Source organism: Bacillus subtilis subsp. subtilis str. 168 (assembly GCF_000009045.1).
Classification (GTDB): Bacteria; Bacillota; Bacilli; order Bacillales; family Bacillaceae; genus Bacillus; species Bacillus subtilis.
Map to the genome: position 1 here is coordinate 2,544,813 of NC_000964.3, position 25,698 is coordinate 2,570,510.

Annotated in this window: 31 protein-coding genes, 1 tRNA gene and 1 other RNA gene; 10 read left to right on the forward strand and 23 right to left on the reverse strand. The window is 41.4% G+C overall.

Annotation, left to right across the window (positions count from 1 at the left end; translation table 11 throughout):
* Nucleotides 1-182: 182 nt before the first annotated feature.
* The gene (yqhL, locus tag BSU_24540; RefSeq protein NP_390334.2) at nt 183-563 is read left to right on the forward strand and encodes a putative sulfur transferase; all 381 of its coding nucleotides are present in this window, start codon (nt 183-185) and stop codon (nt 561-563) included.
* A 34-nt stretch (nt 564-597) separates the two neighbouring features.
* Here yqhL and gcvPB read toward each other — a convergent pair whose 3' ends face one another.
* The 4 genes from gcvPB to swgA form a co-directional block, all read right to left on the reverse strand.
* Nucleotides 598-2,064 (reverse strand): glycine decarboxylase (subunit 2) (glycine cleavage system protein P), encoded by a 1,467-nt coding sequence (gcvPB, locus tag BSU_24550; RefSeq protein NP_390335.1) that lies wholly within the window; start codon nt 2,062-2,064, stop codon nt 598-600.
* Nucleotides 2,057-3,403 carry a glycine decarboxylase (subunit 1) (glycine cleavage system protein P) gene (gene gcvPA, locus BSU_24560; RefSeq protein NP_390336.2) on the reverse strand — a complete coding sequence of 449 codons (1,347 nt, stop codon included), beginning with the start codon at nt 3,401-3,403 and terminating at the stop codon, nt 2,057-2,059. Before gcvPA ends, gcvPB begins: the two co-directional genes overlap by 8 nt.
* A 29-nt stretch (nt 3,404-3,432) precedes the next feature.
* Nucleotides 3,433-4,521 (reverse strand): aminomethyltransferase (glycine cleavage system protein T), encoded by a 1,089-nt coding sequence (gene gcvT / locus BSU_24570; protein ID NP_390337.2) that lies wholly within the window; start codon nt 4,519-4,521, stop codon nt 3,433-3,435.
* Nucleotides 4,522-4,594: 73 nt separating this feature from the next.
* Nucleotides 4,595-4,794, reverse strand: an RNA gene (gene swgA / locus BSU_misc_RNA_37) — dual aptamer glycine riboswitch.
* A gap of 168 nt (nt 4,795-4,962) precedes the next feature.
* Here swgA and yqhH point away from each other — a divergent pair.
* The 4 genes from yqhH (at nt 4,963) to sinR (ending at nt 8,176) form a co-directional block, all read left to right on the forward strand.
* The gene (yqhH, locus tag BSU_24580) at nt 4,963-6,636 is read left to right on the forward strand and encodes a putative RNA polymerase-associated helicase protein (protein ID NP_390338.1); all 1,674 of its coding nucleotides are present in this window, start codon (nt 4,963-4,965) and stop codon (nt 6,634-6,636) included.
* Nucleotides 6,637-6,656: 20 nt separating this feature from the next.
* Nucleotides 6,657-7,451, forward strand: coding sequence for a hypothetical protein (yqhG, locus tag BSU_24590; protein ID NP_390339.1), 795 nt, complete (start codon nt 6,657-6,659; stop codon nt 7,449-7,451).
* A gap of 182 nt (nt 7,452-7,633) precedes the next feature.
* Entirely contained in the window at nt 7,634-7,807 is a 174-nt protein-coding gene (sinI, locus tag BSU_24600; RefSeq protein NP_390340.1) for an antagonist of SinR, read from the forward strand.
* Between the two features lie 33 nt (nt 7,808-7,840).
* Complete coding sequence (gene sinR, locus BSU_24610; protein NP_390341.1) at nt 7,841-8,176, forward strand: master regulator of biofilm formation; 336 nt, start codon at nt 7,841-7,843, stop codon at nt 8,174-8,176.
* Between the two features lie 92 nt (nt 8,177-8,268).
* Here sinR and tasA read toward each other — a convergent pair whose 3' ends face one another.
* The 3 genes from tasA to tapA all read right to left on the reverse strand — a co-directional run bounded on the left by tasA (nt 8,269) and on the right by tapA (nt 10,435).
* Nucleotides 8,269-9,054 carry a major biofilm matrix component gene (gene tasA / locus BSU_24620; protein NP_390342.1) on the reverse strand — a complete coding sequence of 262 codons (786 nt, stop codon included), beginning with the start codon at nt 9,052-9,054 and terminating at the stop codon, nt 8,269-8,271.
* Between the two features lie 63 nt (nt 9,055-9,117).
* On the reverse strand, nt 9,118-9,690 hold the full coding sequence (gene sipW, locus BSU_24630; protein ID NP_390343.1) for a type I signal peptidase: 573 nt from the start codon (nt 9,688-9,690) through the stop codon (nt 9,118-9,120).
* Nucleotides 9,674-10,435, reverse strand: a complete 762-nt coding sequence (tapA, locus tag BSU_24640; protein NP_390344.1) for a lipoprotein for biofilm formation — start codon at nt 10,433-10,435, stop codon at nt 9,674-9,676. The genes sipW and tapA overlap by 17 nt, the downstream gene beginning before the upstream one ends.
* A gap of 271 nt (nt 10,436-10,706) precedes the next feature.
* Here tapA and yqzG point away from each other — a divergent pair, with 271 nt between their 5' ends.
* On the forward strand, nt 10,707-11,033 hold the full coding sequence (gene yqzG, locus BSU_24650) for a hypothetical protein (RefSeq protein NP_390345.1): 327 nt from the start codon (nt 10,707-10,709) through the stop codon (nt 11,031-11,033).
* Nucleotides 11,034-11,074: 41 nt separating this feature from the next.
* Here the strand turns inward: yqzG and spoIIT are convergent, their stop codons facing one another.
* From spoIIT to yqxL, 9 genes are all read right to left on the reverse strand, one after another.
* Nucleotides 11,075-11,254 carry a factor involved in sporulation gene (spoIIT, locus tag BSU_24660; protein NP_390346.2) on the reverse strand — a complete coding sequence of 60 codons (180 nt, stop codon included), beginning with the start codon at nt 11,252-11,254 and terminating at the stop codon, nt 11,075-11,077.
* A 70-nt stretch (nt 11,255-11,324) separates the two neighbouring features.
* Nucleotides 11,325-11,699, reverse strand: a complete 375-nt coding sequence (gene comGG / locus BSU_24670) for a component of the DNA transport pilin platform (protein NP_390347.1) — start codon at nt 11,697-11,699, stop codon at nt 11,325-11,327.
* Nucleotides 11,700-12,083, reverse strand: coding sequence for a component of the DNA transport pilin platform (gene comGF / locus BSU_24680; RefSeq protein NP_390348.1), 384 nt, complete (start codon nt 12,081-12,083; stop codon nt 11,700-11,702).
* A 25-nt stretch (nt 12,084-12,108) separates the two neighbouring features.
* Entirely contained in the window at nt 12,109-12,456 is a 348-nt protein-coding gene (comGE, locus tag BSU_24690) for a component of the DNA transport pilin platform (RefSeq protein ID NP_390349.1), read from the reverse strand.
* Nucleotides 12,440-12,871 carry a membrane component of the DNA transport pilin platform gene (comGD, locus tag BSU_24700; protein ID NP_390350.1) on the reverse strand — a complete coding sequence of 144 codons (432 nt, stop codon included), beginning with the start codon at nt 12,869-12,871 and terminating at the stop codon, nt 12,440-12,442. Before comGD ends, comGE begins: the two co-directional genes overlap by 17 nt.
* Nucleotides 12,861-13,157 (reverse strand): pilin-like component of the DNA transport membrane pilin platform, encoded by a 297-nt coding sequence (gene comGC, locus BSU_24710; protein ID NP_390351.1) that lies wholly within the window; start codon nt 13,155-13,157, stop codon nt 12,861-12,863. Before comGC ends, comGD begins: the two co-directional genes overlap by 11 nt.
* Before the next feature lie 13 nt (nt 13,158-13,170).
* Nucleotides 13,171-14,142, reverse strand: a complete 972-nt coding sequence (gene comGB, locus BSU_24720) for a membrane pilin platform component of the DNA transport machinery (RefSeq protein ID NP_390352.1) — start codon at nt 14,140-14,142, stop codon at nt 13,171-13,173.
* 52 nt (nt 14,143-14,194) lie between these two features.
* Nucleotides 14,195-15,265, reverse strand: a complete 1,071-nt coding sequence (gene comGA / locus BSU_24730; protein ID NP_390353.1) for a membrane associated ATPase of the pilin platform for DNA competence — start codon at nt 15,263-15,265, stop codon at nt 14,195-14,197.
* A gap of 411 nt (nt 15,266-15,676) precedes the next feature.
* Nucleotides 15,677-16,630 carry a CorA-type divalent ion transporter gene (gene yqxL / locus BSU_24740; RefSeq protein NP_390354.1) on the reverse strand — a complete coding sequence of 318 codons (954 nt, stop codon included), beginning with the start codon at nt 16,628-16,630 and terminating at the stop codon, nt 15,677-15,679.
* A gap of 142 nt (nt 16,631-16,772) precedes the next feature.
* Here yqxL and yqhB point away from each other — a divergent pair, with 142 nt between their 5' ends.
* Nucleotides 16,773-18,101 carry a putative membrane associated enzyme gene (gene yqhB / locus BSU_24750; protein NP_390355.1) on the forward strand — a complete coding sequence of 443 codons (1,329 nt, stop codon included), beginning with the start codon at nt 16,773-16,775 and terminating at the stop codon, nt 18,099-18,101.
* A gap of 52 nt (nt 18,102-18,153) precedes the next feature.
* On the opposite strand, the gene rsbRD is transcribed toward yqhB, so the two are convergent.
* Nucleotides 18,154-18,990 (reverse strand): component of the anxiosome (stressosome), encoded by an 837-nt coding sequence (gene rsbRD, locus BSU_24760; RefSeq protein ID NP_390356.2) that lies wholly within the window; start codon nt 18,988-18,990, stop codon nt 18,154-18,156.
* Between the two features lie 86 nt (nt 18,991-19,076).
* Here rsbRD and trnSL-Gln1 point away from each other — a divergent pair.
* Nucleotides 19,077-19,147: transfer RNA gene (trnSL-Gln1, locus tag BSU_tRNA_73), tRNA-Gln, on the forward strand.
* 66 nt (nt 19,148-19,213) lie between these two features.
* On the opposite strand, the gene mgsR is transcribed toward trnSL-Gln1, so the two are convergent.
* Nucleotides 19,214-19,594 carry a transcriptional regulator of stress gene (gene mgsR, locus BSU_24770; RefSeq protein ID NP_390357.2) on the reverse strand — a complete coding sequence of 127 codons (381 nt, stop codon included), beginning with the start codon at nt 19,592-19,594 and terminating at the stop codon, nt 19,214-19,216.
* Between the two features lie 231 nt (nt 19,595-19,825).
* Between mgsR and yqgY the strand changes: the two genes are divergently transcribed.
* Complete coding sequence (gene yqgY / locus BSU_24780; RefSeq protein NP_390358.1) at nt 19,826-20,071, forward strand: hypothetical protein; 246 nt, start codon at nt 19,826-19,828, stop codon at nt 20,069-20,071.
* A 39-nt stretch (nt 20,072-20,110) separates the two neighbouring features.
* Here yqgY and yqgX read toward each other — a convergent pair whose 3' ends face one another.
* Entirely contained in the window at nt 20,111-20,746 is a 636-nt protein-coding gene (gene yqgX, locus BSU_24790; RefSeq protein NP_390359.1) for a putative metal-binding hydrolase, read from the reverse strand.
* Nucleotides 20,747-20,902: 156 nt separating this feature from the next.
* On the opposite strand from yqgX, the gene yqgW reads away from it, so the two are divergent.
* Nucleotides 20,903-21,076: a hypothetical protein gene (gene yqgW, locus BSU_24800; protein ID NP_390360.1), complete on the forward strand. Its 174-nt coding sequence runs from the start codon at nt 20,903-20,905 to the stop codon at nt 21,074-21,076.
* Between the two features lie 31 nt (nt 21,077-21,107).
* On the opposite strand, the gene yqgV is transcribed toward yqgW, so the two are convergent.
* The 4 genes from yqgV to ltaSC all read right to left on the reverse strand — a co-directional run bounded on the left by yqgV (nt 21,108) and on the right by ltaSC (nt 25,677).
* Nucleotides 21,108-21,422 (reverse strand): hypothetical protein, encoded by a 315-nt coding sequence (gene yqgV / locus BSU_24810; RefSeq protein ID NP_390361.2) that lies wholly within the window; start codon nt 21,420-21,422, stop codon nt 21,108-21,110.
* Nucleotides 21,423-21,424: 2 nt separating this feature from the next.
* The gene (gene yqgU, locus BSU_24820; RefSeq protein ID NP_390362.2) at nt 21,425-22,486 is read right to left on the reverse strand and encodes a putative lipoprotein; all 1,062 of its coding nucleotides are present in this window, start codon (nt 22,484-22,486) and stop codon (nt 21,425-21,427) included.
* A gap of 61 nt (nt 22,487-22,547) precedes the next feature.
* A complete protein-coding gene (gene yqgT / locus BSU_24830) occupies nt 22,548-23,678 on the reverse strand; it encodes a putative d,l-endopeptidase (protein NP_390363.1) in 1,131 nt (376 codons plus the stop codon).
* Between the two features lie 82 nt (nt 23,679-23,760).
* Nucleotides 23,761-25,677, reverse strand: a complete 1,917-nt coding sequence (gene ltaSC / locus BSU_24840) for an enzyme responsible for polyglycerolphosphate LTA synthesis (RefSeq protein NP_390364.2) — start codon at nt 25,675-25,677, stop codon at nt 23,761-23,763.
* Nucleotides 25,678-25,698 lie beyond the last annotated feature (21 nt).

The window sequence follows — 25,698 nt, forward strand, 5'->3', positions numbered from 1 at the left end:
CTTCCTTACCGTTTTAATAGAATCAGTTTATCAAACTGTCGGGAAAATGAAAAATATTTTAGTTCCATTATAGATGACAATCACGCTGTGCTTTACTATAATAGTATTTGTCGAAAACGGCTCTATGACCTTGTTTTATGAAGCAGGGTTTTGATTTTATATGCTAAAGGAGTAGAATCACATTGTCTAATATGATCGTTTTGATTATTTTTGCTGCATTTATCATCTATATGATTGCTTCATATGTCTATCAGCAGCGAATTATGAAAACACTTACCGAAGAAGAATTCCGCGCGGGTTACCGCAAAGCGCAGCTTATTGATGTTCGTGAGCCAAATGAGTTTGAGGGCGGACATATTTTAGGCGCCCGCAACATCCCGCTTTCCCAGCTGAAACAGAGAAAAAATGAGATCCGTACGGACAAGCCTGTTTACCTGTACTGCCAAAACAGTGTCCGCAGCGGACGCGCGGCACAAACCCTGCGCAAAAACGGCTGCACTGAGATTTACAACCTAAAAGGCGGCTTTAAAAAATGGGGCGGAAAGATTAAAGCGAAGAAATAAAGCAAACAGCTGTCTGGTAGACAGCTGTTTTTATTTATCTTTCTTCCGCCTCGTATCTGAGCACTGGGTGTCTCGCCGCTTTTGTTTCATCCATTCTTTTTACAATCGTTGTATGCGGGGCCTCCTGAACAAGCTCCGGATTCTCCTCCGCTTCTTTTGCGATTTGAATCATAGCATCAATAAACGCGTCCAGTGTTTCCTTTGATTCGGTCTCTGTCGGCTCGATCATGATGCATTCTTCAACATTAAGCGGGAAATAAATCGTCGGCGGATGATAGCCGAAATCAAGGAGCCGTTTTGCAATATCAAGCGTACGCACTCCCAGCTTTTTCTGCCGCTTCCCTGATAATACAAATTCATGCTTGCAATGGCGGTCAAACGGAAGATCGTAATAAGGCGCGAGTTTTCTCATCATATAATTGGCGTTTAACACTGCGTTCTCAGTAACAGCCTTTAATCCGTCAGGCCCCATGGAGCGAATATACGTATACGCTCTCACATTAATGCCAAAGTTGCCGTAATACGGCTTCACACGGCCGATCGCATGAGGGCGGTCATAATCAAACGTAAAGCGCCCTTCTTTTTTGACTAAAACTGGCTTTGGCAAATAAGGAATCAGATCTTGTTTTACGCCGACAGGGCCTGAGCCGGGGCCTCCGCCGCCATGAGGGCCTGTGAATGTTTTATGCAGGTTGAGGTGCACCACGTCAAATCCCATATCACCAGGTCTCGCCTTGCTTAAAACGGCATTTAAATTAGCGCCGTCATAATACAGTTTCCCCCCCGCTTGGTGTACAATTTCCGCCATCTCTGTAATCTGCTCCTCAAACAAGCCGAGCGTGTTCGGATTCGTCAGCATAAGAGCTGCAGTTTCTTCATTCACTGCTCTTTTTAAATCCTCTAAATCAACAAGCCCTTTTTCATTCGATTTCACCGTAACGGTTTCAAAGCCTGCTACTGTTGCTGATGCAGGATTCGTCCCATGCGCGGAATCAGGGACAATGACCTTCGTCCGCTTGAAATCCCCGCGAGCTTCATGATAGGCACGGATCATCATCAGCCCCGTCCATTCGCCGTGCGCTCCGGCAGCAGGCTGAAGCGTAACCTCATCCATTCCCGTTATTTCTTCAAGGTGTTTGCTTAAATCATATAAAAGCTCTAATGCGCCTTGCACCGTGTCTTCATCCTGAAGAGGATGAATCGCAGCAAAACCAGGAATACGTGCGATTTTTTCATTGATTTTCGGATTATATTTCATCGTGCAAGAACCGAGAGGATAAAAACCGGAATCCACCCCGTGATTGCGTTTGGACAGCGCTGTATAATGGCGCATGATGTCCAGCTCTGAAACCTCCGGCAGCGCTGCGTCTTCGTCACGAATATAGGTGTCTGACAAGAGGTCCCCCAATTCGATTTCCGGTACATCGAGCTCCGGCAGACTATAGCCGATTCGGCCTTCTCTTGAAAGTTCAAAAATAAGTGCCTGGTCCTGATTACTCATGGCGATCCCCCAATTCCTGAATGAGTGCGTCAATTTCTTCTTTTGTTCTCAGCTCTGTTACAGCAATCAGCATATGGCAGTCCAGCTCTGGATACGTCAACCCAAGATCATATCCGCCAATCATGCCTTTTGCCAGCAAACGCTTGTTCACAGCTCTCACCGGCTCATCCAGTTTGATGACAAATTCATTAAACATCGGCCCGTCAAACATAACAGTAAGGCCTGCTTTTTTTGCTTCTTGCTTTGCATAGTTGGCTTTTAAGAGATTTTGGCGGGCTATATCTTTTACGCCGTTTTTTCCGAGAGCAGTCATGGCCACTGATGCTGCCAGCGCATTTAAAGCTTGGTTCGAGCATATATTTGATGTTGCTTTATCCCGGCGGATATGCTGCTCCCTGGCTTGCAGGGTAAGCACAAAGCCTCTTTTTCCGTTTTCGTCTTCCGTTTGTCCGACGAGACGGCCCGGCACCTTTCTCATTAATTTTTTAGTAACGGCAAAAAAGCCGCAATGCGGGCCGCCGTATGCTGAAGGAATGCCGAAAGGCTGCGCATCACCGACGACGATATCAGACTGAAACTTGCCCGGCGGAGTGAGAAGACCTAGCGCCAGCGGGTTGGCTGAAACAATAAACATGGATTTCCCTTGATGAGCGATAGGCTCAATATCCTTTAGCGGCTCGATCCTGCCGAAAAAATTCGGGTACTGAACGATCACTGCGGCTGTGTTCTCGCAAACGGTTTGGCGCAATGCATCAAGATCCGTAACGCCATCCGCAGCGGGTACTTCAACAACATCAATATACTGACCTTTTGCGTAAGTTTTCAGCACCTCTCGCGATTCAGGATGCACGGTTTTTGACACAACAATTTTTTTCTTTTTCGTGTGGCCTGAAGCAAGCATTGCTGCTTCTGCCAAGGCTGTTCCGCCGTCATACATCGAGGAGTTGGCGATATCCATGCCTGTCAGTTCACAGATCATCGTTTGGAATTCAAAAATAGCCTGGAGCTCTCCTTGTGAAATCTCTGGCTGATAAGGCGTATATGCGGTATAAAACTCAGAGCGCGAAATGACATGATCCACAATGACAGGCTGATAGTGGTCATATACACCCGCTCCTAAGAAAGAAGCGTATTGTACGGTATCACGATTTTTAGAGGCCAGCTTTGTCAGTTCTCTTGTTAATTCTGTCTCTGATTTCGCTTTTTTGATTTGATGCTCTTTTTTATATTTGACGTTTTCCGGTATATCAGCAAATAAATCATCGATGCTGCTTACGCCGATAGTAGCAAGCATCTCCTGTTTATCCTTTTCTGTTGCGGGCAAATAACGGTGCTTCATGTGTTGTCTCCTCTCTCCAAGAAAAAATATTAGCGTTTATAAAATGGTGTTTTGACAACCTTTGCTTTCACTAATTTTTTGCGTATCTCTACATCTACAACAGTCCCGATCTCACTCGTTTCCGAATCAATTAAGGCAAGGCCGACGTTTTTTCCTAATGTCGGTGACTGCGTGCCGGTTGTCACCTTTCCGACAGACTTGCCATTTTGGAAAACCTCATATCCGTGCCGCGGTATCCCTTTTTCAATCATTTCGAGACCGACAAGTTTGCGCTTCGCTCCGTTTTCTTTTTGTTCACTCAATACTGACTTACCGAAAAAGTCAGACTCCTTTTTGTGCTTTACAGCAAAGCCTATACCTGCTTCAATCGGTGTAATATCCCGGGTCAGCTCCTGACCGTAGAGCGGGAGCTTCGCTTCAAACCGGAGTGTATCACGTGCACCGAGACCGCATGGAATCAATCCGTATGCATCCCCTGCATCGATGATTTTTTTCCAAATATGCATAGCATCATCACTGCGGCAGTAAATTTCATACCCGTCTTCTCCCGTATAGCCAGTGCGTGAAATAAGTGCTTTGCGGCCGCTGATATCGGCTTCATCAATAAACGCAAACGGCTTTAATGCAGACACATCCGCATCTGTCAGATTTTTTAAGATCGCTTCTGCTTTCGGTCCCTGTACAGCCAAGAGCGCGATTTGATCTGACTGATTGTCAATCTGCACATCACCTGCTGCATGTTCTTTCATCCAAGCCAAGTCTTTATCTATATTAGAAGCATTAATGACAAGCAGATAGCGGTTCTCTCCTTTTTGATAGATAAGCAAATCATCGACGGTTCCGCCATCCGGGTAACACATCGCTGTATATTGAGCACGGCCTGGCGTTAACGCGGAAACATCATTTGTCATCAATCTTTGCAAAAAAGACAGACTGTCGTTCCCTGACACTTCGACTTCTCCCATATGAGATACATCAAACAAACCGGCTGCAGTTCGGACAGCCTCGTGTTCTTTTTTTATAGAAGAAAATTGAACAGGAAGCTCCCAGCCTCCGAAATCAATCGTTTTTCCTCCATATTCCTTATACAGGTCAAATAACGGCGTTCTTTTCAGCATCTAATTCCTCCCCTTTATCAACGGCGCAGCTAAAAAACATACAAAAAAGGACAGAGAAACACCTCATGTAAAATGAAGGTTCTCTGTCCTGGCACCTGAAAGTTTACTTTGCATACGCAAAGACGTCCCCTTTGGTGGTTTGCGCATCCGCACAAACACTCTCCAGAGTTGCGTCGAGCAAGAGTTCTTTTGCCTGAGAGATTCACTCCGCAGTTTGCTCCTTCGGCGCCTGTATCCCGAGGTTTTCGGTCAGGTCTCTCCCCTTGCTGTCATTCGCTCATATTTTCATGCTGTTATGGACATACTATAGCAATATCTTACATCAAATACATACTCATATCCTACCATCATCACTATATGCTGGGCAACAGCAATTTGGGCAGATTTTTCTTATATTATTCATCTTAAGAATCGAAGAATAAGAAAGGCGGTTTCAAAGCAATGAATACAGAAATGATCTACGATGCAAAATGGCCTGAAGAATTTGCTGAAAGACTGAAAAACGATGGCCCTTGGGCAAACTGGGAACTGTACAAGCTCTCTGCAGAAATCCAGAAAACATTAGCAATTCCAGAGTTTGAAGGCTTACGGGCTCCTTTATATCTGCCTTCCTTTACGCCGCTCCCCCACCAGCTTGAAGTGGCGCAAAAAGTGGTTGAAAAAATGAACGGGAAAGCGATTTTAGCAGATGAGGTTGGTCTCGGAAAAACGGTTGAAGCTGGACTGATTCTAAAAGAATATATGATTCGCGGGTTAGCAAAAAAAATTTTGATCCTTGTGCCCGCTTCCCTTGTGTCACAGTGGGTCAAAGAGCTTCAGGAAAAATTTTTGATTCCGGCTGTTGAACAAAAGAAAAGCTATGTGTGGGAGCAATGCGATATTGTCGTCTCATCAATAGACACCGCGAAGCGCTCGCCCCATCGAGAAATCGTTCTGTCTATCCCATATGATCTTGTCATTATTGATGAGGCACACAAACTGAAAAATAGCAAAACGAAGAACTATGAATTTGTCCGGAATCTCGTAAAAAAATATTGCCTGCTTCTTACCGCGACGCCAATCCAGAACCGTATCGAAGAGATTTTCAATTTGGTGTCCTTATTAAAACCCGGCCATTTAGGCAGTCAGAATCACTTTCAGGAGGAGTTCGCCAAGAAGAAATCCAGTTTAGAAGCGCATGAACATTTAAAAGATCTTGTGAATAAAGTCATGATCCGTAACAGGCGGCATGATACAGGGCTGAATTGGAAACAGCGCCATGTTGAAACAGTGCCGATTCAATTTTCTCCATCAGAGCAGGCGCTTTATGATGAAATTTCTCGTTTGAAGGACAGTATCAATAAACCAGCCAGCATGTTCTCGATTATGACCTTGCAAAGAGAATGCTGTTCGAGCAGAGAAGCGGTATATATGACGCTGAAAAAGATGCTTGATCAAAAAGAGAAACAAGCACCTGCCATTGATGAGGATACGATTTCAGTTTTGATAGATCGCATCAATCAAGTGACACAAAACTCTAAAGCGCTTCAAGTTGTTGACTTGATCAAAAAGATCGACGATAAGGTCATCATTTTTACAGAATACCGCGCAACCCAGATTTATCTGCAGTGGTTTCTTCAGCAAAACGGCATCAGTTCTGTGCCGTTTAGAGGCGGATTTAAACGTGGAAAAAAAGACTGGATGAAGGATCTTTTCCGCGGAAAAATCCAAGTCCTTATTGCAACTGAAGCAGGCGGTGAGGGAATTAACCTGCAATTTTGCAATCACATGATCAACTATGACCTGCCATGGAACCCGATGCGGCTTGAGCAAAGAATCGGAAGAATTCACAGACTCGGGCAGGAGCGTGACGTGCATATTTATAACATGGCGACAAAACATACGGTGGAAGAGCATATTCTAAAGCTTTTATATGAAAAAATTCATTTGTTTGAAAAAGTGGTCGGTGAACTTGATGATATTTTAACGAAAATTCAAGTGAACAATTTTGAAGAGCACCTTCATGACATTTTGTATCACTCAGCAACAGAAGAAGAAATGAAAATAAAAATGGATAACTTAACCTCATTTTTGTCTTATAAAAAACAGCTGCCTGCTGAAAAAAGAGGATCTTAGCCTGTAAGGAGGTTTTATTAGTGAGACAGCAAGAGGTTCACGATTTTCTGCTGCGTTTTTTTCAAGCAAACAGCTGCCAAATCGTCGATCAAGGCTTAGGCTATATGACAGTGCAGCTTACAGTTGAAATGGACAAACAAATCATGAACCGCCCTTTCTACTGGCATTGGCGCGAGAAGACAGGCGGTGATCCGAATCCAATGAAAATCACTTTTATTACAGATAAAGAAAATGCGCCAAAAGACCTAGATGGTGAATTTATATATTTTGGGGCCCCGCGTCTTTTTCAAATATTCAAAGCTGTTAAACAAAATGGGAGATTTACCAGAATGTATGAGAAAATTGAATCAGCCGGAGCTAAAGTCCCACTTCAGCCTTGGCTTGGTATAAATGTCACGATTTCATACCAGTCCGACATGAAAAAGGATAAGTTATTGTCACTAGGTCTTCACCTAGTCTCTGGAACGATAATTGAAGATTTTCAAAGCAAGCTGACCCAGTTTTCACTGACGTCTCAAATATGTGACTATTGCTTCACCATTTCACCTATGATCAAACCAGAAAGCGGACTTAAGCGTATGGAAAACTATATTTCCAAATCCGCTATGCAGGAGCCGTCCGACTGGGCGGAACAGGCGGTTAACAGGTGGAAGAATGATATGACATTGCTTGATAAGTTTTACGAGCATATAGAAGAAAAACCAGAAGAATACCATCTAGAAAAACAGGCGCTGAAAACCTTGTATCAACCAAAGATATCAGTTGAAATTGAAAATGGCGGATTGTTTTATCTGCAAAATAATATTTCAAGCTAACTTTTTTACCATTCGACATCATTCTCGTTTTTTTTGAGAAAATACGATTATAATAAAGGTATATTGGAAAAAAATTCTGGTGATTTAATGGCAAATGACTTCCAGAGACTAATGAAGCATACAATAAGTCATGGCCGGACTGGCTGAAATACATAAACAAGTATTTTAGGAGGAGAAACTGCATGAAGAATGCAAAACAAGAGCACTTTGAATTGGATCAAGAATGGGTTGAATTAATGGTGGAAGCCAAAGAGGCAAATATCAGCCCGGAAGAAATACGAAAATATTTACTTTTAAACAAAAAGTCTGCTCATCCTGGTCCGGCAGCCAGAAGTCATACCGTAAATCCTTTCTGAATGTGCTATAATATCACAAGGAAGGTGATGACATTGATTGGCCAGCGTATTAAACAATACCGTAAAGAAAAAGGCTACTCACTATCAGAACTAGCTGAAAAAGCTGGGGTAGCGAAGTCTTATTTAAGCTCAATAGAACGAAATCTACAAACGAACCCCTCCATTCAATTTCTCGAAAAAGTCTCCGCTGTTCTGGACGTCTCGGTTCATACTTTGCTCGATGAGAAACATGAAACCGAATACGATGGTCAATTAGATAGTGAATGGGAGAAATTGGTTCGCGATGCGATGACATCCGGGGTATCGAAAAAACAATTTCGTGAATTTTTAGATTATCAAAAATGGAGAAAATCCCAAAAAGAGGAGTAGTGCCTGAGCAGAGGCACTAACTCCTCTTTTGTCAATAACCATCGAGACGGCCCAGTATATGAATACTGGGCCGTCTCTTTTTTTTGCTGTTATTAATTTTTATCCTCGCTATGCGCTTTTTCATTTTCTTTCACGTAACCATCTTTATCAGTATGGTCCTTTTTGATTGTCAAGCCGTTCCACTGTGTAGCTTCGAATGAGAATTGAAGCTTAATGGAGTTGCCTTGATATTTATTTTGAACCATAAGCCCTTTTTCATCTTTTGTTTTATCATCCTTGAATTGGATTTCCATTTGAACCTGATCGAAGTCAGTTGGTGTTTTTGGAACACCATCATATTCAGGAGCGGTTTTACCATCAATTGTTGCTACATTGACTTTACCGCTTGCATTTAAGAATTTAGGGTCAATTTGTTTTTTGATTTTTTCAGCAGCCGCTGCATCATTTTTAGCAGACATCAAATACAAGTCTTTAAGGTTCGCATCATCTAAAATAATGTTTTTCGGGTAGCCATTGCCGCCCTCTTTTCCAACTGTCAACAATGTCACTTCAAACTGGCTGAGGAAATCTTCTGGAGATGTATTGCTGCCGCCGTTTGCTTTAAAATCTCCATAATTAAGCGCCATTAGAACTTCTTTGATCGCAAGTGATCCGTTATTTTCAAATTGGAAATCCTTTGTCAACTTATCTCCCGGCTTTAGATTTGATAAGTTCACACTCGCTGAATTCTCTTTAGCAGATAAATCAAGCGTACCTGATGCAAAAGTAGCATCCTTTGATTTAATGTCGTTAAATGCTGCCCATGTTCCTCCTCCAACTAAAGCTAATCCTAGTGCTGCAGAAGCAACTCCTAAACTCAATTTCTTTTTCATACCCATGGTAAGCTCCCCTTTTATTGAATGATTTTATATCGAAACCTGTTGCCAGGTTTACAACTGAAGTTAAGTAGACATGGTGCTGTCCTTTGTATCTGTTTCCAAGGCTTTTGTCTTTCTTTCAATTTCTCTAATGGCGCTGCTGATCGTCACAAAAGCGTAAACTAACAGCATCACGCCGGGAACAATCAATAATACAGCCGTTCCAATCGGCTGGCTGGCAAAATGAAGCATATAGCCGGCATATGGAAGCTGAAAACCTGTGTATTGCGCGCGAACATTTTCGTCCGATACAGGCGCTGAATCAGCTGCTGCATTATTATCACCTTTTGTTTTAAATAACAAATGGTCTCCTTGCTTTGTTATGTCAACAATTCTGTGGGTGACCGCCGTATTTGCATCCTGCATAAATGTAATAACGTCACCTTTTTGGAGCTCTTTCACATCAGTGATTTCTTTGACCAATATTAAGGAACCTGTATTGAACTCCGGCTCCATCGAACCTGACAGAACTGATTTCAGCGTATACCCAAACACTGCCGGCTCTCCCCCGGATGAACGTGTTGAAATCACGACAAGTGTCAGCACAATAATAAGAGTAAAGATGATCACGTATAAAATATTACTGATCAGCTTCATTGCTTTTTTCATCCTCTTCCCCGCTTTCCTTCTGGTCTGATTGAGTTTCTTTTTCTTTGGTTACAGCTTCTTGAGATGTTTCTTCTTTCATTGTTTTTTCCGGTATATCTTTTTGTGTTGTTTCATTCTCCTTTTTGACGTCCGACTTTGTTTCTTTTTTAGGGACTGTCGGTTTTTCATCGCATTTTGCAAGCCTCATAGGCTCCGACCACTCAAATGTACTGCCGTTTGCCGGGTAGCCTGCCGGTTTATATACTTTAAATGCATAAATGCCGGGTTTCATTTTTTTCTTGGTCTCAATTTTATAAAGTGAATCGCCGATTTGATTGGAGACAAATCCTTTTTCGATCACGTTCCCATCCTTTAACGGTTTGCGGGCATTTTCAAGCTTATGAAGCTCCCACTTCCACTTTGATTTCTTAAGTTTCTCACCTGTATTTTCGAGCACAGCAAATAAGGCGAAAGGTGAGCATACAGTGCCTTTCGTATCCGTTTGATCTGATATGTGCAAATCACTTTGATCCCAGCGTTTATCATAATGGCAGTTTTTATCTGTATGCTGAAAGTCTTTACACGTTTGAAGTGAGACATCAAATGTTTCAATATCATGAAAAGCAGCGCTTGTATCATCGGAAAATTGTAAGCATATTGCGGCAGTCAGACTGAAAATGACTGAAAGCTGAAAGATAAGCAGAACTTTCAGTTTCGTCTTCGCCTTTTGCTGATTGTGAAACAATCGAAACATATCTTACCTCCTGTAAAACACTGTAACTTGATATGACAATCGTTCTCTTTAAAGAACTTCACAAATAGAGTATAATCAACGATTTATAGATTTAAAAACACCGAAATCGCTCATTTTGTTCGTTTAAAAGAATGTTTTCATCATATTACAAAGTCTTGCTCAGTATTGCTCATTTTTTCAATTTTTTAGAAATTTTTGGGATTGTTATGTGAGAATTTAAATGCATATCCCATTATTATTTGGTAATAATAAACAAAGAAAGGGTGACAGCATGATGATCAAACAATGTGTGATTTGTCTATCTCTTCTCGTCTTTGGCACCACAGCCGCTCACGCAGAAGAAACACCGCTTGTAACCGCCCGCCACATGTCCAAATGGGAAGAGATTGCTGTAAAAGAAGCAAAAAAAAGGTACCCGCTCGCACAGGTACTGTTCAAACAAAAAGTATGGGACCGTAAAAGAAAAGATGAAGCAGTGAAGCAATACCATTTAACTCTGAGGGAAGGGTCAAAAGAATTCGGCGTTTTTGTGACGATTTCATTTGATCCTTATAGCCAAAAGGTCAATAAAATTGCCATATTAGAAGAATATCAATAAGGTCCTCCATTTTTTGAAGGACCTTATTCGTTTATTTGCGGTTATTTTTTCCGTTTCAGCCAAAGTCGGAAGCCATAGGGTAAAATACCGAACCACTGCTGGGAAACAGGCGTTTTTGTTTCTTTCCGCACCTCTTTTCGTTCTTTTCGCTCATCTCTCGGAGTATCTATATATTTGACAAATTGCTGCGTCATATATTTAACATAATCATTCGTTTTCACGTGATCACCTCATCATTCAATTATTATGAGTGTTGTCTCACATGACTTTTTTTATACCCTTTACACTGTTTTATTCTGTCCATCTCAGCAGTTTTTTCTGTTTTTGGTCAAACACGATCTGTGCAGTTCTTTCTGTTCCCGAATCCGTTGACACTCTTAAGTTGATTTCTTTTTGTTCTTTTATCGATGTATCATGAATGTAATAAGAAACCCGTCCATATAGAAATTGCTGCGTACCCTCCTGGCCTTTCCGTTCCTCTAGAACATGCCGAATCGAAAGAAGCACCCCATTTTGAAGCAAATTCTCTCCTATGTATAACTCTTTTGTTTCCTTCTCAAACATGCAGCGTGAAATATATTGAGCAGCAACAAAGTTCACGATTAACAGCACAAGCGCTGACACAAAAAGAACAGCTGGATAAATAAACCCTCTTGTACGATACATTCACCCCCCTCCTAAATACGAATAGACTGGAAAAGCAGTTTGATACACTTTTTGGTCTTCACTCTCAATTTTCAGCAAAACAACACCATTTTCAATATCAGCTTTCATGGCAGTAATATGATCTAAAATCGGAACATGCCCTTTGCCATCCACTCTTTTTCTTATCATTGAATGATAAATGTCAAAACGGATGTCTTGTCCGGAAAGATTGGTGCAGATTAACACGCTCCCATGCTCGGCTGTCTTAACTGCCTGTGATTCCTTGCATTCATTCATCATCTGTTCTATCGAAATCATCCATTCCTGCTGTGTGAAACCGTCATGTTCCTGCTGTCGAGACAAAAACAGATGGATAATCGCAGCTAACGATCCTGATATGAGCAAAAAGACTGAGAGCGAAAATAATACGTTAAGAAGCGTGTAGCCATTCTGTCTGCAAAATGCTGAGGCAAAATGATTTTTCTTTATAAGCTGCGGCTTTGATACATACGTTTTGATATTCGCCCTCCTCCTCCCACTTCATTGCATAGATATGATTGTTCTTTGTAATCGTTTTTGACGCGGCTCCTTCACCACTCATGACATATTTGCTAATGCTCTCATTCATCATCTGATAGCCAATTTCTCGTGATTCCGCCATTTTTTCATCAGCCATCAGCTTGTCCCACAAGGGGACGACTGTCAGCAGCACAAACAGCCACAGGCTTAGCGCAGACATTGTTTCTATTGTAGAAAAACCTTTATTTTCTCTCCACATTGACTCTCCCGCTCCCTAGATAAACTGTTATGTCATAAACGGCATGGCCTTTTACTCGTATTTTTCCGCCTGCATTCGGGTGCCCTTTCTCATTAAATTCCAAACGGTCTTTTAATGTCAGCAGTTCTATAGAAAGTCCCGTTGCATACGGACGTTCAATAACCGTATCACCAATGACTAATTGATATTCTTTTTTATGAAAGAGAATTTTTGTTCTTTGTTGACGGGAAATAGCAGTCTGCTGTGTGAGCATAATATCATTTTTCAGCTGACTTGCTGCCTGTCGGACAGCTGTATTGTCATAAGCAGGAGGAAGTGTAGTGAAGACGGCCACCAGGAGGATAGAGGCAAGGCTTAACACAAGCAAACTTTCTAAAAGGGTAAACCCCTTCTCCTCGTTTAATTTAATGTTCAACCTTAACTTCTCCGCCGGTGATGATAATGCGCTTACCATTTGGACAGACAGCATCCTTTTTCACATAGCCCTCTGACTGTAAATCGGCAAGGCTCGGAGTTTGTCCTTCATGATCAAGCTCAAATGCAGTCATTTGTGCCTTAACCATGTTTTGTAAGCCTTCACAGCCCTTTTTTTGAATGGTTTGATTATGTTTCGTGACGTTCGGTATCGTAATTAAAAGCAAAATCGAAATAATAAAGAGCACGATTAACATTTCAACAAGTGTAAATCCTTTCTCATTCATCAGCCTCTTCCTTTCACATTTGATTCATCATCTGATACATAGGCACAAGCATAGATAAATACACAAGTAAGATCATCGCTGCAACAAATCCATAAATCATTGGCTGAAGGATGCCTGTCCATTTTTGCGCTTTGTGTTCCAGCCGCTGTAATATGAATTGGCTGTATGTGAAAAGCTCCCGATCCAATCGGCCGCTCAGCTGGCCGTGAGATATGACTTTTGATAAATCAGTTTCATAAAAAAGGCTTCCACAAATAGCGGATTCAATTGACTCACCGGCTTTTAGCCGTTCAATCAATTGTTCAGCCTCGCAGCGGTAGAAAGGGAGAAACGTTTGATGTTTAAATGCATTAAGGCTGTCATAAATTGAGAGGCCTGATTTTAAAAGGCTGCTTAGCTGCAAAGAAAAAAAGTAGCTGTTAAACAGCTTTACAAGCTTTCCAACCAAAGGAATCCTGATACAAATCAGCATTTGCCGGGCAGGTGATTTTTTCTTAAACACAAGCCAATAATAAATCCCGATACCTGCTGTAAAAAGAACAAGCAAAATGATCACAAGATCAATATGCTGAAAAAAAGCAAAAAGCATATCGGTTGAACGTGAGGTTTCCATATTCATCGATTGATAGATACCGGAAAACTGAGGAATGATGATGGACTGTAACATATAAAACATGACAGCGACCGTAAAGATGAGGAAAAGCGGATAGCGCAGCACTCTTTTCAGCTGGTCTGCCTGTGCAATTTTTCGTTCCAGCAGCTCTCCGCTCTGGATCATTGAAGCAGGCAGTTCACCATGTGTTTCAGCAAAATAACAAATACCTACGGCTTCCTTATGAAATGACAAACTCTTTAGTACTTGATAAAACGGAGCCCCTTCCCTCAAACAAGTGACCGAATCAGTCAAGTCAGCCGCCTGCCTCTTATTCATCTGAAGTTCCATCAGGCGTAATCCATCCAGAAGTGTATATCCGCCCGCAGTCATTTCACCGAGCCTCTTTAATAACCTGGCTTGATCCTTTAACAACCAGACTTTTCTAATCTTTTTCATGATAAACCCACCGGTCATAGTTGTTTGTCGTTAAATAGCCGAGCGCAATTCCTTTTCTGATAATTTGACGAAGCGTTTGATATTGGTAATTTGCATGATTTCCTTTTGCCTCCTGGATACATTGCTGAAGATTTTTCCCGTATAGAAGCTCATAAACGCTAGCTCTCCTAGTATTTCGTGACTGTCGGCAATACACTGATGAACATCCGTTTTCACAAAACGGGCAAGCCAAATCAACCAAGCGCTGAGCCGCTATTGCAATGACAGTCTGTTCGATTTCATTCATATTGATACCGAATTCAAGCAGTCTGTAAATTGCGCCCTTTGCGTCTCTCGTATGAAGGCTCGTTAGTACCAGATGTCCCGTCATCGCTGCCCGCACCGCAATTTCAGCTGTTTCCGCGTCTCTGATCTCACCTAAAATAATCATATCGGGGTCATGGCGCAAAATTGCTTTCAGACCTGCGGAATAAGTTACACCGGCTTTTTCATTCACCTGAACCTGAAGAACATCTTCGTCCCTTGTTTCAACAGGGTCCTCTAATGTGACAATATTTCGATTAAAGTGTTTTTTTGCATATTGAACGAGAGAGTATAATGTGGTAGTCTTCCCTGAACCAGTCGGCCCGGTAAAAATGAGCATGCCATGGGAATGTTTTAAAAACGAGAGTAATGTGGCTCCTGTCTTCGGAAATAGCGACAATTTATCAATCGAAGGGATATTGTATTGGGGCATCACTCTGATCACGAGGCTTTCTTCATTAATTGTGGGCAGCGTTGACATTCTTAAATGAACATTTCCCTCTTTCAACTTTAACGTAAGCGAACCGTTTTGCGGCTTTCGCCTTTCACCTATATCCATTGCTGAAAGAAATTTAAAATGTGAAATCAGTCTTACGCACTCTTCTTTTTTCATGTCCCTTTTTTTCAGCAAGGCATGATCGACCCGAAAATGAATGATAGCGTCCCGCTCCCTCGGCACAATGTGAATATCAGAAGCCTTTGTTAGATATGCCTCTTCAATCAAGTTTTTGCTTACCTTTTCTATTGAATCCAATTTGATTCCCTCTCCTTTCAACGCATATTGTAGAAAAAGAAGAAAAGGTAATCAAACAGGGAAAACGTGATTTTGTGAGATGTTATATGCTGAAAAACCAATTCTTTCTGGCAAGAAAAAAGACTTTCAACTGAATGTACCCCTGTCATTATAATTTTCCCTATAAATAAAAAAGCAGACATGGTCACCATGCCTGCTAGATTCCATTTTCATTATGCTGTTTTCGCTTATTGACCAGTATCTTTCTCAACGGAAAGATCGCCTAATGCAACAATACCGGTCATTTGGTCATTTTCAAGAATCGATAAACTGCGGATTTAATGCTCTGTCATAAGCCCCTTGACATCGTATCCGGTCACCCTGATATGTCTGGTGAAAAAGCGGGGCACGCTGCACAAAATATGAAACATCCTATAGAGTCCGCCTTTTTCGAGGTTTCTTTTTCTTCTTCCGCTCCTGCAGCATATCTCCCGTCCAGCCTTTTTTTCTCAAATAGAGATAGATCAGAACTGTAGATGTGACAATCAATAAGAGGGAAAAGAGATATCCGTATTTCCAATTCAGTTCCGGCATCACTGAAAAGTTCATCCCCCATAAGGCACCCAGAGCTGTAATCGGAGTAAAAAGCGTCGTGAAAATGGTCAGCGCTTTTACAATTTCATTCCCCCTATGTGAGGTAATGACTTCCTCTGAATGCAGCAGATTGTTAAGCTCCCCTTCAAATTCGCTGATGTATGTAAATCCCCTGTCAATCTTCAGTTGTGTCCGCTGATAATCCTTTTTCCCTTCATTTTGAGGTAAAAAGGTTTCTTTCAACGCCATTTCAATTTTTTTAGCGCTTAATATCAAATTTTTCCAAATCATCAGTTCATGGCGCAGGAGATGGACGCGGTTTAAAATGCTTTTGCTATTGTCGTCTTTAATTTGCCATCTGAGCTTTCTCAGCTTGACTTCAAATTCATCAACACCGATTAAATACGCATTCATTAGTTCGCCGAGAAGAATTAAAAACCCCTCTATCGCATTGTCCGCTCTTTCCATTTGCCGAACAACTTCTTTGCCTTTAATCTCTCTCAAAATTGAAAAGTCAAAGTTGATTGTAAAAAAATATTGTCTGGTGATATAAAAGTGAAAAACAGTATGGTCTTTTTCTTCACCAAGCCCCTGATCATAAACAATCGACCCAAATACTGCTTCATTTTCCGTTTCAGTTGTATCTACTCGCAAAAAATTAACGTGATGGTTATTTTCAAACCACTTTTCACACTGAGGCCAGTGAGAAAAATGGATTAGATCTCTTGCCTTACTTCTTTCTTGAGGCCCCATTTGGTACCAAAACCAATCCTTTCCCGTATGTGCCTTCATGTCAAGCTCCTCCAAACTTTTGTTCTTTATTCTTTAATTGCCCAATAACCGCGTCACTAAACCAGTCTGCCGCTTCAACACATGTTTTATGAGCATTTTCAGGTGGTATGGAATGTAGAAAGACATCGGAAAAGGGAGGTGCATGCCTTCCTTGGAGAAGGCAGTTGTTTTGGAATTTATCAATTTACTAGCAGTCGCTATTCTCATTTTGTTAACAGGATTTTTCGTTGCCGTAGAATTTTCAATCGTAAAAGTGCGGCGATCCAAAATTGATCAGCTTGTCGCAAAAGGAAAGAAAGGTGCTAAAGCGGCAAAGCATGTCATCACTCACCTTGATGAATATTTATCAGCCTGTCAGCTGGGCATCACAGTCGCAGCTTTAGGACTGGGATGGCTTGGGGAACCGACTGTGCAAACTCTGCTTCGACCGCTTTTTCATAAAGCAGGCTTAAATGAATCGCTTACCCACCTGCTTTCACTCGTCATCGCATTTTTAGTGGTTACGTATTTAAATGTCGTTATTGGGGAGCTGGCGCCAAAGAGTTTCGCCATTCAAAAAGCAGAAAGCATTACCTTGTTGTTCGCTAAACCGCTTATTTGGTTTTATAAGATCATGTTTCCATTCATTTGGCTGTTGAACCACTCTGCCCGATTGATTACAGGAGTGTTTGGGCTGAAGCCGGCATCAGAGCATGAGCTGGCTTATACAGAGGAAGAACTTCGGGTCCTATTGGCTGAAAGCTATAAAAGCGGCGAGATCAGAAAAAGTGAATTAAAGTACATGAATAATATCTTCACCTTTGATAAACGAATGGCAAAGGAAATTATGGTGCCGCGAAATGAAATGGTTAGTTTGTCACTAGATGAAGACTCCATTTCAAATCTTCAGGAAACAGTCAAGCAAACAAAATATACACGGTACCCGGTTGTAAGAGAGGATAAAGATAACGTCATTGGCGTGATTAATATGAAAGAAGTGCTGTTTTCCATGCTGACGAAAGATTTTTCAATCAAGAAGCATCAAATTGAACCTTTCGTACAGCCCGTTATCCATGTAATTGAGACGATTCCTATTTATAAACTATTGCTGAAAATGCAAAAGGAACGCACTCATATGGCGATCCTCATAGATGAATATGGCGGGACGTCCGGTTTGGTCACTGTCGAGGATATTATCGAAGAAATTGTAGGAGAAATCCGTGATGAATTTGATGCGGATGAAGTGCCTCATATCCGCGAACTTGGAAAGGATCATTACTTGTTAAATGCAAAATTATTAATCAGCGATGTTAACAGCCTGCTTGGAACCGATTTATCAGAGGCTGAAGTAGACACCTTGGGCGGCTGGTTTTTGACACAAAACATAGACGCTGAGCCTGAAAGTGCCATAGAATATGATGGCTACTCTTTTAAGGTAAAAGACATCAACAGCCATCACATTTTATTTATAGAAGTTAAAAAAGCTGAATAGCCCGTGAAAGGCTGTTCAGCTGCTATCTTTCAAGATAAACATGGCAAAGGCATCAACACTCTTTTATTTTAAACCCTTTATTGGCCAGGGCTTTAGCAAGACTTTGCTCTGTTTTCACATTCGAAAAATCCAGACCCAGCTTCACGACAGTTTGGGCAATTTCCGGCCTGATTCCTGAAATAATAGTCTCAATGCCGAGCAATTTGGTGCTGTCAATCACTTTAAAAATTTGATAGGCTACCATGGTATCAACGATAGGAACGCCCGAAATATCTAAAAATAAATACGAGAGCTTTAACGCTGAGCACTGCTCCAGCACAGACTCCAAAATCGTCCTCGCTCTGTGCGTATCAATTTCACCGACAAGCGGAAGAATCCCAATTCCATCAGTAATCGGCATAATCGGCGCACTCAATTCATTAATCATTTCTTTTTGCGCGTTTAATTGTATCATGGTCACCTGGTGATATTCTTCCGTAAACACTTCGATGATCTCATCAATGTTTTGATTCAAGATCCGGCTCCACTCATAAAATTCCTGAATGCTGATGTCTTGAGAAGAAGCTTCGCTGAATTTATGAATCCATTCAAACATGATGTGCCTGAAAGTGTTAAACTGGCCGACACTTTGTGTAACCGTCACTTCATGAACGGCACGGTCTCTGGCGCATTGAAGAGACCACCGGTTGAGCTCATCCTCTACGTCTTCTTTTCTAAGGGATTTTGCTACGATGGTCACCAATAATTCATGCTGGTCTTTTAACTTTTGTTCTAGTTTTTGCTGATCTTTCGCTGAATACAGCCAGCTGCCGTTTGACGTACAAACTTCCAGCCATTGTTGCGTAATATCTTTTTTGTGCTCTGTTAAGTGCTGATCAAGAGCTATCATCTTAATGAGTTACCTCCTGTTTTTGAAAAATGTACGCTATATATGTATAACGCGTCTGCCTTTACACATACTATGTTTAGATTCAATGGGCTATAGCCAAGCGGTAAGGCAATGGACTTTGACTCCGTGATCGTTGGTTCGAATCCAGCTAGCCCAGTTTCTGAACAGGTGAAAAACCGAAGATAAGCTGATTCGTATAAATCAGCGGATCTTCGGTTTTTCATCATGCAGATTGATGAACCGTTTTCTTCTTCGATAACTTCAACAGTTCTCCCGGGTTATAACCAATCACCAGCTTTTTGTTGTCTACTAGAATCGGGCGTCGCAAAAGCTTCGGCTTCTCGATTAAAAGTTCCAGCACCTCATTTACCGTCATTTCTTCAATGTTTAAATTTAAATTTTTGAAAGTCTGGCTTCTTGTCGCCAAAATTTCATCAATTCCTTCTGTCGTTAACGATAAAATGTACTTTAATTCTTCTCTTGTCGGGGTTTCTCTGAATAAGTGCCGTTCGTTAAATTCAATTTGATGTGCTTTAAGCCAATGTTTTGTTTTTCGGCATGACGTGCAGCTTGGATATGAGTAAAAAGTTAATTGTTGTTCCATTCGTTTTTTCCTCCTCAGTTAACCATCTCTTTGTAGAATAACTACCCGGATCATTTTTCATTTAAACCATTTACAGAACTTTTTTCGGATTATTTTTTAAAAAACATTCATACAATAGAAAACACAATCAAAGGGACAAATTCCATTTGTATATTAATAATGAAAATGTTTACATTTCTAGGTGTGATCTATTATAATAACAGTCAGAGGGACTCTCGGGAGGGGATAAAAATGAATCGCATGTTCCGGGTGTTAGGATTTTGGACGGGAATTTTTGCAGTCATGTTTTATTTAGGTGATATGAAAGATGCTTCCCTTTTATTTTTTGGACAGACGATCTTATTTGTGTTTCTATCGTATTTGAACTTAACCGAACGCATGTATATTTATATTTTTGGCGCTTATTTAACAATTTTCTTCGCCGGCTTTACATATTACTCAATTTTTATTATGGTGCCCGGCGGCGGAGGCCATTAAATGCAGAAAGAGACAAACCTTATCGGTTTGTCTCTTTTTTTACAATGAAAACCCATTTAAAAACGGATTTTGATCCTGCTCAGTCAGTACGTCTGTTTCAGGTCCATGGCCGCTTAACACCAGCGTGTGTTCCGGAAGCGTAAGCAGTTTTTCATGAATGGACGTCAGCAGCGTCTCTTGATTGCCGCCTATTAAATCCGTACGTCCTATACCGCCTTGGAACAAGACATCTCCGGAAATGACCAAGTCTGCATCTTTCACGTAGTAAGACACACTGCCTGGTGAATGTCCCGGCGTAAATAATGTTTCCAAATGAAACGGCCCGATATTCAACTCACCGTCGCCTTCAATTAGATGATCTGCAGGCTTAGCTGTGACTTCTATCCCTCGCAGCATGCCGGAGCCGTTTAAAGAAGCGTCCGCAAGCCAATTTTTTTCATTTTGATGCAGGTAAACAGGGATATCCCATTTTTCTCTCACTTCATCAAGCGCCCCAATATGGTCAAAATGGGCATGTGTAAGCAAAATGGCTAAAGGCGTCAGCCCTTTTTCTTTTATGTATTGATTGATTTTATGTCCCTCGCCGCCCGGATCAAAAATCAGACATTGATCATCACTGATGAGAAAATATGCGTTCGCTTGAATCGGCCCTACTGGCATTCGTCTCCATTTCACTATTATCACCTCTTTCTTTTTTATGCTCTTATTATGAGGGTTTTTGAAAAAAGATTCAAACAATCGCAATGAAAACGCTATCGACAAACCTATAAAAAACAGGTAGAATAAAACTGGAAAGAATTGCAGGTTTTTCAATGTAAAGGGGGCTGTGTTATGTTACTTGTCGTGATTTTCGGCCTTGTCGCTCTTTTCGCTTTATGGGGAGTCTTGCGTTCTGTTAGAAATAAAAATATACTCGGGTTTTTATTAGCCGGTGCCACCTTATTTGTCTTTGGATGGTTTACCGTGATGACCGTAATAAACAGCGGGTATCCAACCGCACATTAAAACCTGTATCCGATCGGATACAGGTTTATTTTTATGGCTGTAAATGTTTATTGACACTTTCTATTTTGCTCTCAAGCGTCGTTTTTTTGTCACGCCTGTCATCGATACGGATATTCGTTGCCACTCTGTGCAATCCTTTTTGAAATGGCGCTTCGTGAATTGCCTGAATAACTGCAAAAAGGTCACTGAGTTCTCCCTCGATCAGCGTATTCATCGGTGTCAGCTGATATTTGATTTTCCCTTCTGCTTGATATCCTTCTAATATCTTTTGCACATCGGCTACGTAAGCACTGACACTGGGTGTTTCCGTACCGATTGGGATAATGGTTACATCTGCGATAGCCATCGTTATTCCATCTCCTTTTGATCAATGATGAGTTGCTTCGTTTCATGTGATTTCAATAAAATAATTTGCTCAAAATGAAAGCCGTATAACGCATATTTCCCGTTCGGAGATATTTGAATCGGCTCCATTTCCCGCAGAGACACAAGATCTTTTGTCTCTCCCGATGCTACATTGATTGCTGCGAGCTTATATGCATCGCCGCTTTGTTTGAATGTATAAAACAGGCCTCCTGCTTCATCATAGTCATACTCCATTGGAGCCAAACTTGTATATTTCGCTTGGAGCGGCCATTTCGCTGTAACAGGTGATGTTGATTGCGGCGTTTTAAACTGATACGTCCCTTTTCCTCCGGAAGCTGATTTGACAGTAAAACTCATTTGATGGAAAGAATCGAAGAATAGAACGTTATCCTCAAGCTTCTGTTCCGTCTTAGAAGCTGTATCGAACGTATATAAAGGCCCTGTTTTATCGTCTCTACCCTCTTTTACATAATCAAATGTATTTTTGGATGTCCAATGAATGAACGGAACCTGTACTGGGCTTAAGAAAGATTCGTCTTTTTTAGCATTCACCTGATATGTATGGAAATCCCAGTTTTCATTGAATTCCGTCACCATCATTTGATAAGGATCATACTGATTCCAAGCAGCTTCAAGCTCATACGTTTCGTAATCTTTTTCGTAAAGCGTCTCTCCTTCTGCATTAAGCAAAACCACTGCCGTCTTTTGGCTATGTGTGATTTGCAGCAGAATCATCTGCTCCCTCGCATTGATTTGAACATCAACGATTTGACCATCCGTTTGATAGAGCTTTTTCGCTTTGCCTGTAAAGATGCGGTACGCAAAAAGCTCTGTTTTCGTCGGATTAGACGCAGTATATAATATTGTGCTGTTATTCAGCCAGCCTTCCGCCCCATCCGCTTTTTCCGCGGAAAGCGGTATGATGTCTTTTTTCTCATCTTTTGCCGCCGATGCCTGTTTTTGCTGCTGATGAGATGGTTCGCATGCCGATAAACTAAACAGCAATACCGCCAGCAGAATAAAACAAACTGATCTCATCAGCATTCCCCTCCGATCATCTTTATTCTCTCATATTTGCTTCGGCAGAAAAAAGAAAAAGTTTCAGTTACTCATGAAAAAATAACGCCCTCCACAAGATACCGCTTGTGGCGTTATATATGTGTGAAAACTGCTGAAACGGCAAAGGATTTTGGCCTTTTCCAAGTTCCACCGTATACCCTTCCTTAAAATAATGGTGAATAAACCAATCACGAAATCCAGCATAGCTGTCTATATCCCTTACTCCCTTATAAATGTTCCCGCTTAACTCCTCAAACTCCTTTATGACGGCAGCAGATTCCTCAGGCTCAAGGCCTTTATAGCCCCAATAAATTTCTTCTCCTTGAGTATGAAGAGCCAGCAGTCTGTCAGGCGGATTCTCCGTGATCAGCCGGTACATCGCAATAGATTCCGGCTCCGTAAGCGGAGAGATTCCCGGAAAATCGCGGTAGCTGGGTGCTGTCGGTTTTCGGTATTTTTCAATTTCCCATAATGATGGAAATTGTTTATTTAAATCAACCCCGTTTATATTCGCCTTCCATTCATTAAAATTTGGACGATGTTCATTTAGCCTTTCGAGTTCATCTCTTCTGGCTCCCATGACTTCTGATCCGTTTAAAACAAGATCAACGCCATCCGGATTGACAAGAGGAACGAGGGATAAGGATGTGCTGTTAAACAGCTTTATGGGAGAAAAGCCAAAGAAAGGCGAATTGCAGCATAATGACATACAGTATTCCTTAAACCATTTTAGCAGGACAGACGTTGTAATCCACTCATTCGCATGAAATGACGCGTTCATATGGACCTTTTTTACGGCATGCTCCCCACCAGCCTTCAGCTCCCAGATAGGCCTGCCGAGTACAGAACGGCCAATTTCCCGGCATGAGACAAACGGAAAAACATCAATAATCTTCTTTATTTCCTTTTCAACAGCTGAATCATCATAGATTTTCTCTTGCTCAATCCAGCTATCTGAAAGTTTCAGCTGCCGAGGCTGTAAAAAGCGCTTTATGTCCTGAATGGTTTGAAGCTCTTTGCCGCTATGCTCCTCTATCACATAACCAGGGCAATACAATTGATGTTTTTGTGCGGAGCGATTTGCACTTTTAAGCAATTCCTCGTCTATCTTCAGTTCTTTCGCCACATTGGCCAAATTGTTCTTGATCTCAGGTTTCACCGTAATAAACGCCATCATCATCCCCCTTTTTTGTTACTATATGACAGCGTATTTAAAAAAAGAAAGCCTCCCGCTCACTTCGATGCGGGAGACATTGTGATTATGATGCCTGATCAAGCATTTGTTTTTCTTTCCGCTTTGACGAATTGTCCAGCCTTTTCTGGTCATAAAATCGCAACAAATCCCCATAAATGATTTCATCAGAAAGTGATAGCTCCTGTTTTGCTTTATCAGCAAATGCTTCACATTGTTTTGTCTCTTCTAACGGTTTTCCCGTCTCTTTGTCATAACACGCACCGTCTGTATAAACAACCTGATCTGTGATAAAGCTCCCGTCCCGGAGCACCGTGAAGTCCAGTTTTTCGTCTGAAAGCAGATCGTTGCCGAATTGAATTTGATCTTTCGTATCAATCCCTAAAAGATTCATCAGCGTCGGCCTGATATCAATCTGCCCGCCTACTGTTTCAATGGTTTGCGGCTTTTTATCAGTAATACCCGGAATATGAATGACCAGCGGCACTTTTTGGAGCTGTACCTCTTCAAATGGGGTTATTTCTTTTCCTAAAAACTGCCCCATCGCTTCATTATGGTTTTCTGATATACCATAATGGTCACCATATAATACAATAACAGAGTTGTCGTATAACCCGTCTTCCTTCAGCTTTTCGATAAACCGTTTCAGCGCCTCATCCTGATAACGCACTGTCGGAAAATATTTATTTAGCGTCTGGCTGTTTGAATCATATTCATCAATCAATTGATCCTCTTCATCAAGATCAAACGGGAAGTGGTTCGTCAGTGTAATCAGCCTCGAGTAAAACGGCTGAGGCAGATTTTTCATCAGCTCTGAGGACTGCTCAAAAAATTCTTTATCCTTAAGTCCCCAGCCGACTGAATTTTCGTCAGTTACATCATACGAGTTAATATCAAAAAACGAATCATATCCAAATGAGTCGTACATTAAATCACGATTCCAAAAGCTCTTATTATTAGCGTGGAGCACCGCTGAATAGTATCCGCTGTTTTTCAAAATTTCAGGAGCGGCCATATATTGATTGCCCGCATTCGTAAAAAATACGGCACCTCGTCCAAGCGGATACAGTGAATTGTCCACGATAAATTCAGAATCCGAGGTTTTCCCCTGGCCTGTTTGGTGGTAAACATTATTAAAGTTGTAGCTCTGTTTTATAAAGTCATTCAGAAAAGGCGTGATTTCTTCTCCATTCAATTTTTCATTAATCACGAAGCTTTGCGTCGACTCTAAGGATACGAGAATGACGTTCCTTCCTTTTGCAGCGCCGAATAAGCGTTTGTTGGCATCCTTCGCATTAGCGGTTACGTAGTTTTCAATCTCCGTCAGGCTGTTGCTGTCTGCCAACGCTCTCTGTGCGGATTGCTTTGACTGAAGAACGCCATCGTAAATATGAAAATTAAACAGGCTAATGTTTTTAACAAGCATTTCTCTGTCAAATGAGCGTGTCAATAGCTGAGGTCTTTCCGCCTCAGACAAGCCCAGGTTGAAGAAATAAACAGAAGCAACGAACAAAAAATAAGCCGCCCGTTCATTTTTCGTTGAGGGAATGTCCGATTGAAAAGCTTTTTGCCGGATGTGAAGCCATATTAAAACCGCAATATCTACAGCTAATAGGAGGTCTGTCGGCTCAAGAAGTGTTCCGATGCTGCTTCCGAGATCACCCATATTGCTCGTTTGAAAAAGAACAGGGATTGTTAAGAAATCATTGTAAAAACGGTAAAAAACCATATTTGCCAGCAATACAAACGTGACAAGACAGCTCATCGCGATAATGTAGCGATTTCTGTTTTTGCCTTTTAAAAACAGGCTGAGGCCAAAAATAAGCAACAAAAAACTCAATGGGTTGATAAACAGAATAAATTCCTGTGTTAGATTGTCGATTTTAATATGAAAACTGGTTTTGTAAACAGCATACGTTTTCAGCCACATCAATAAAATGGCAATCAGCATAAATGAAATCTTCGAAAAAAACGTTTTTCGCATTTCAACCTCCTATGCAGCACG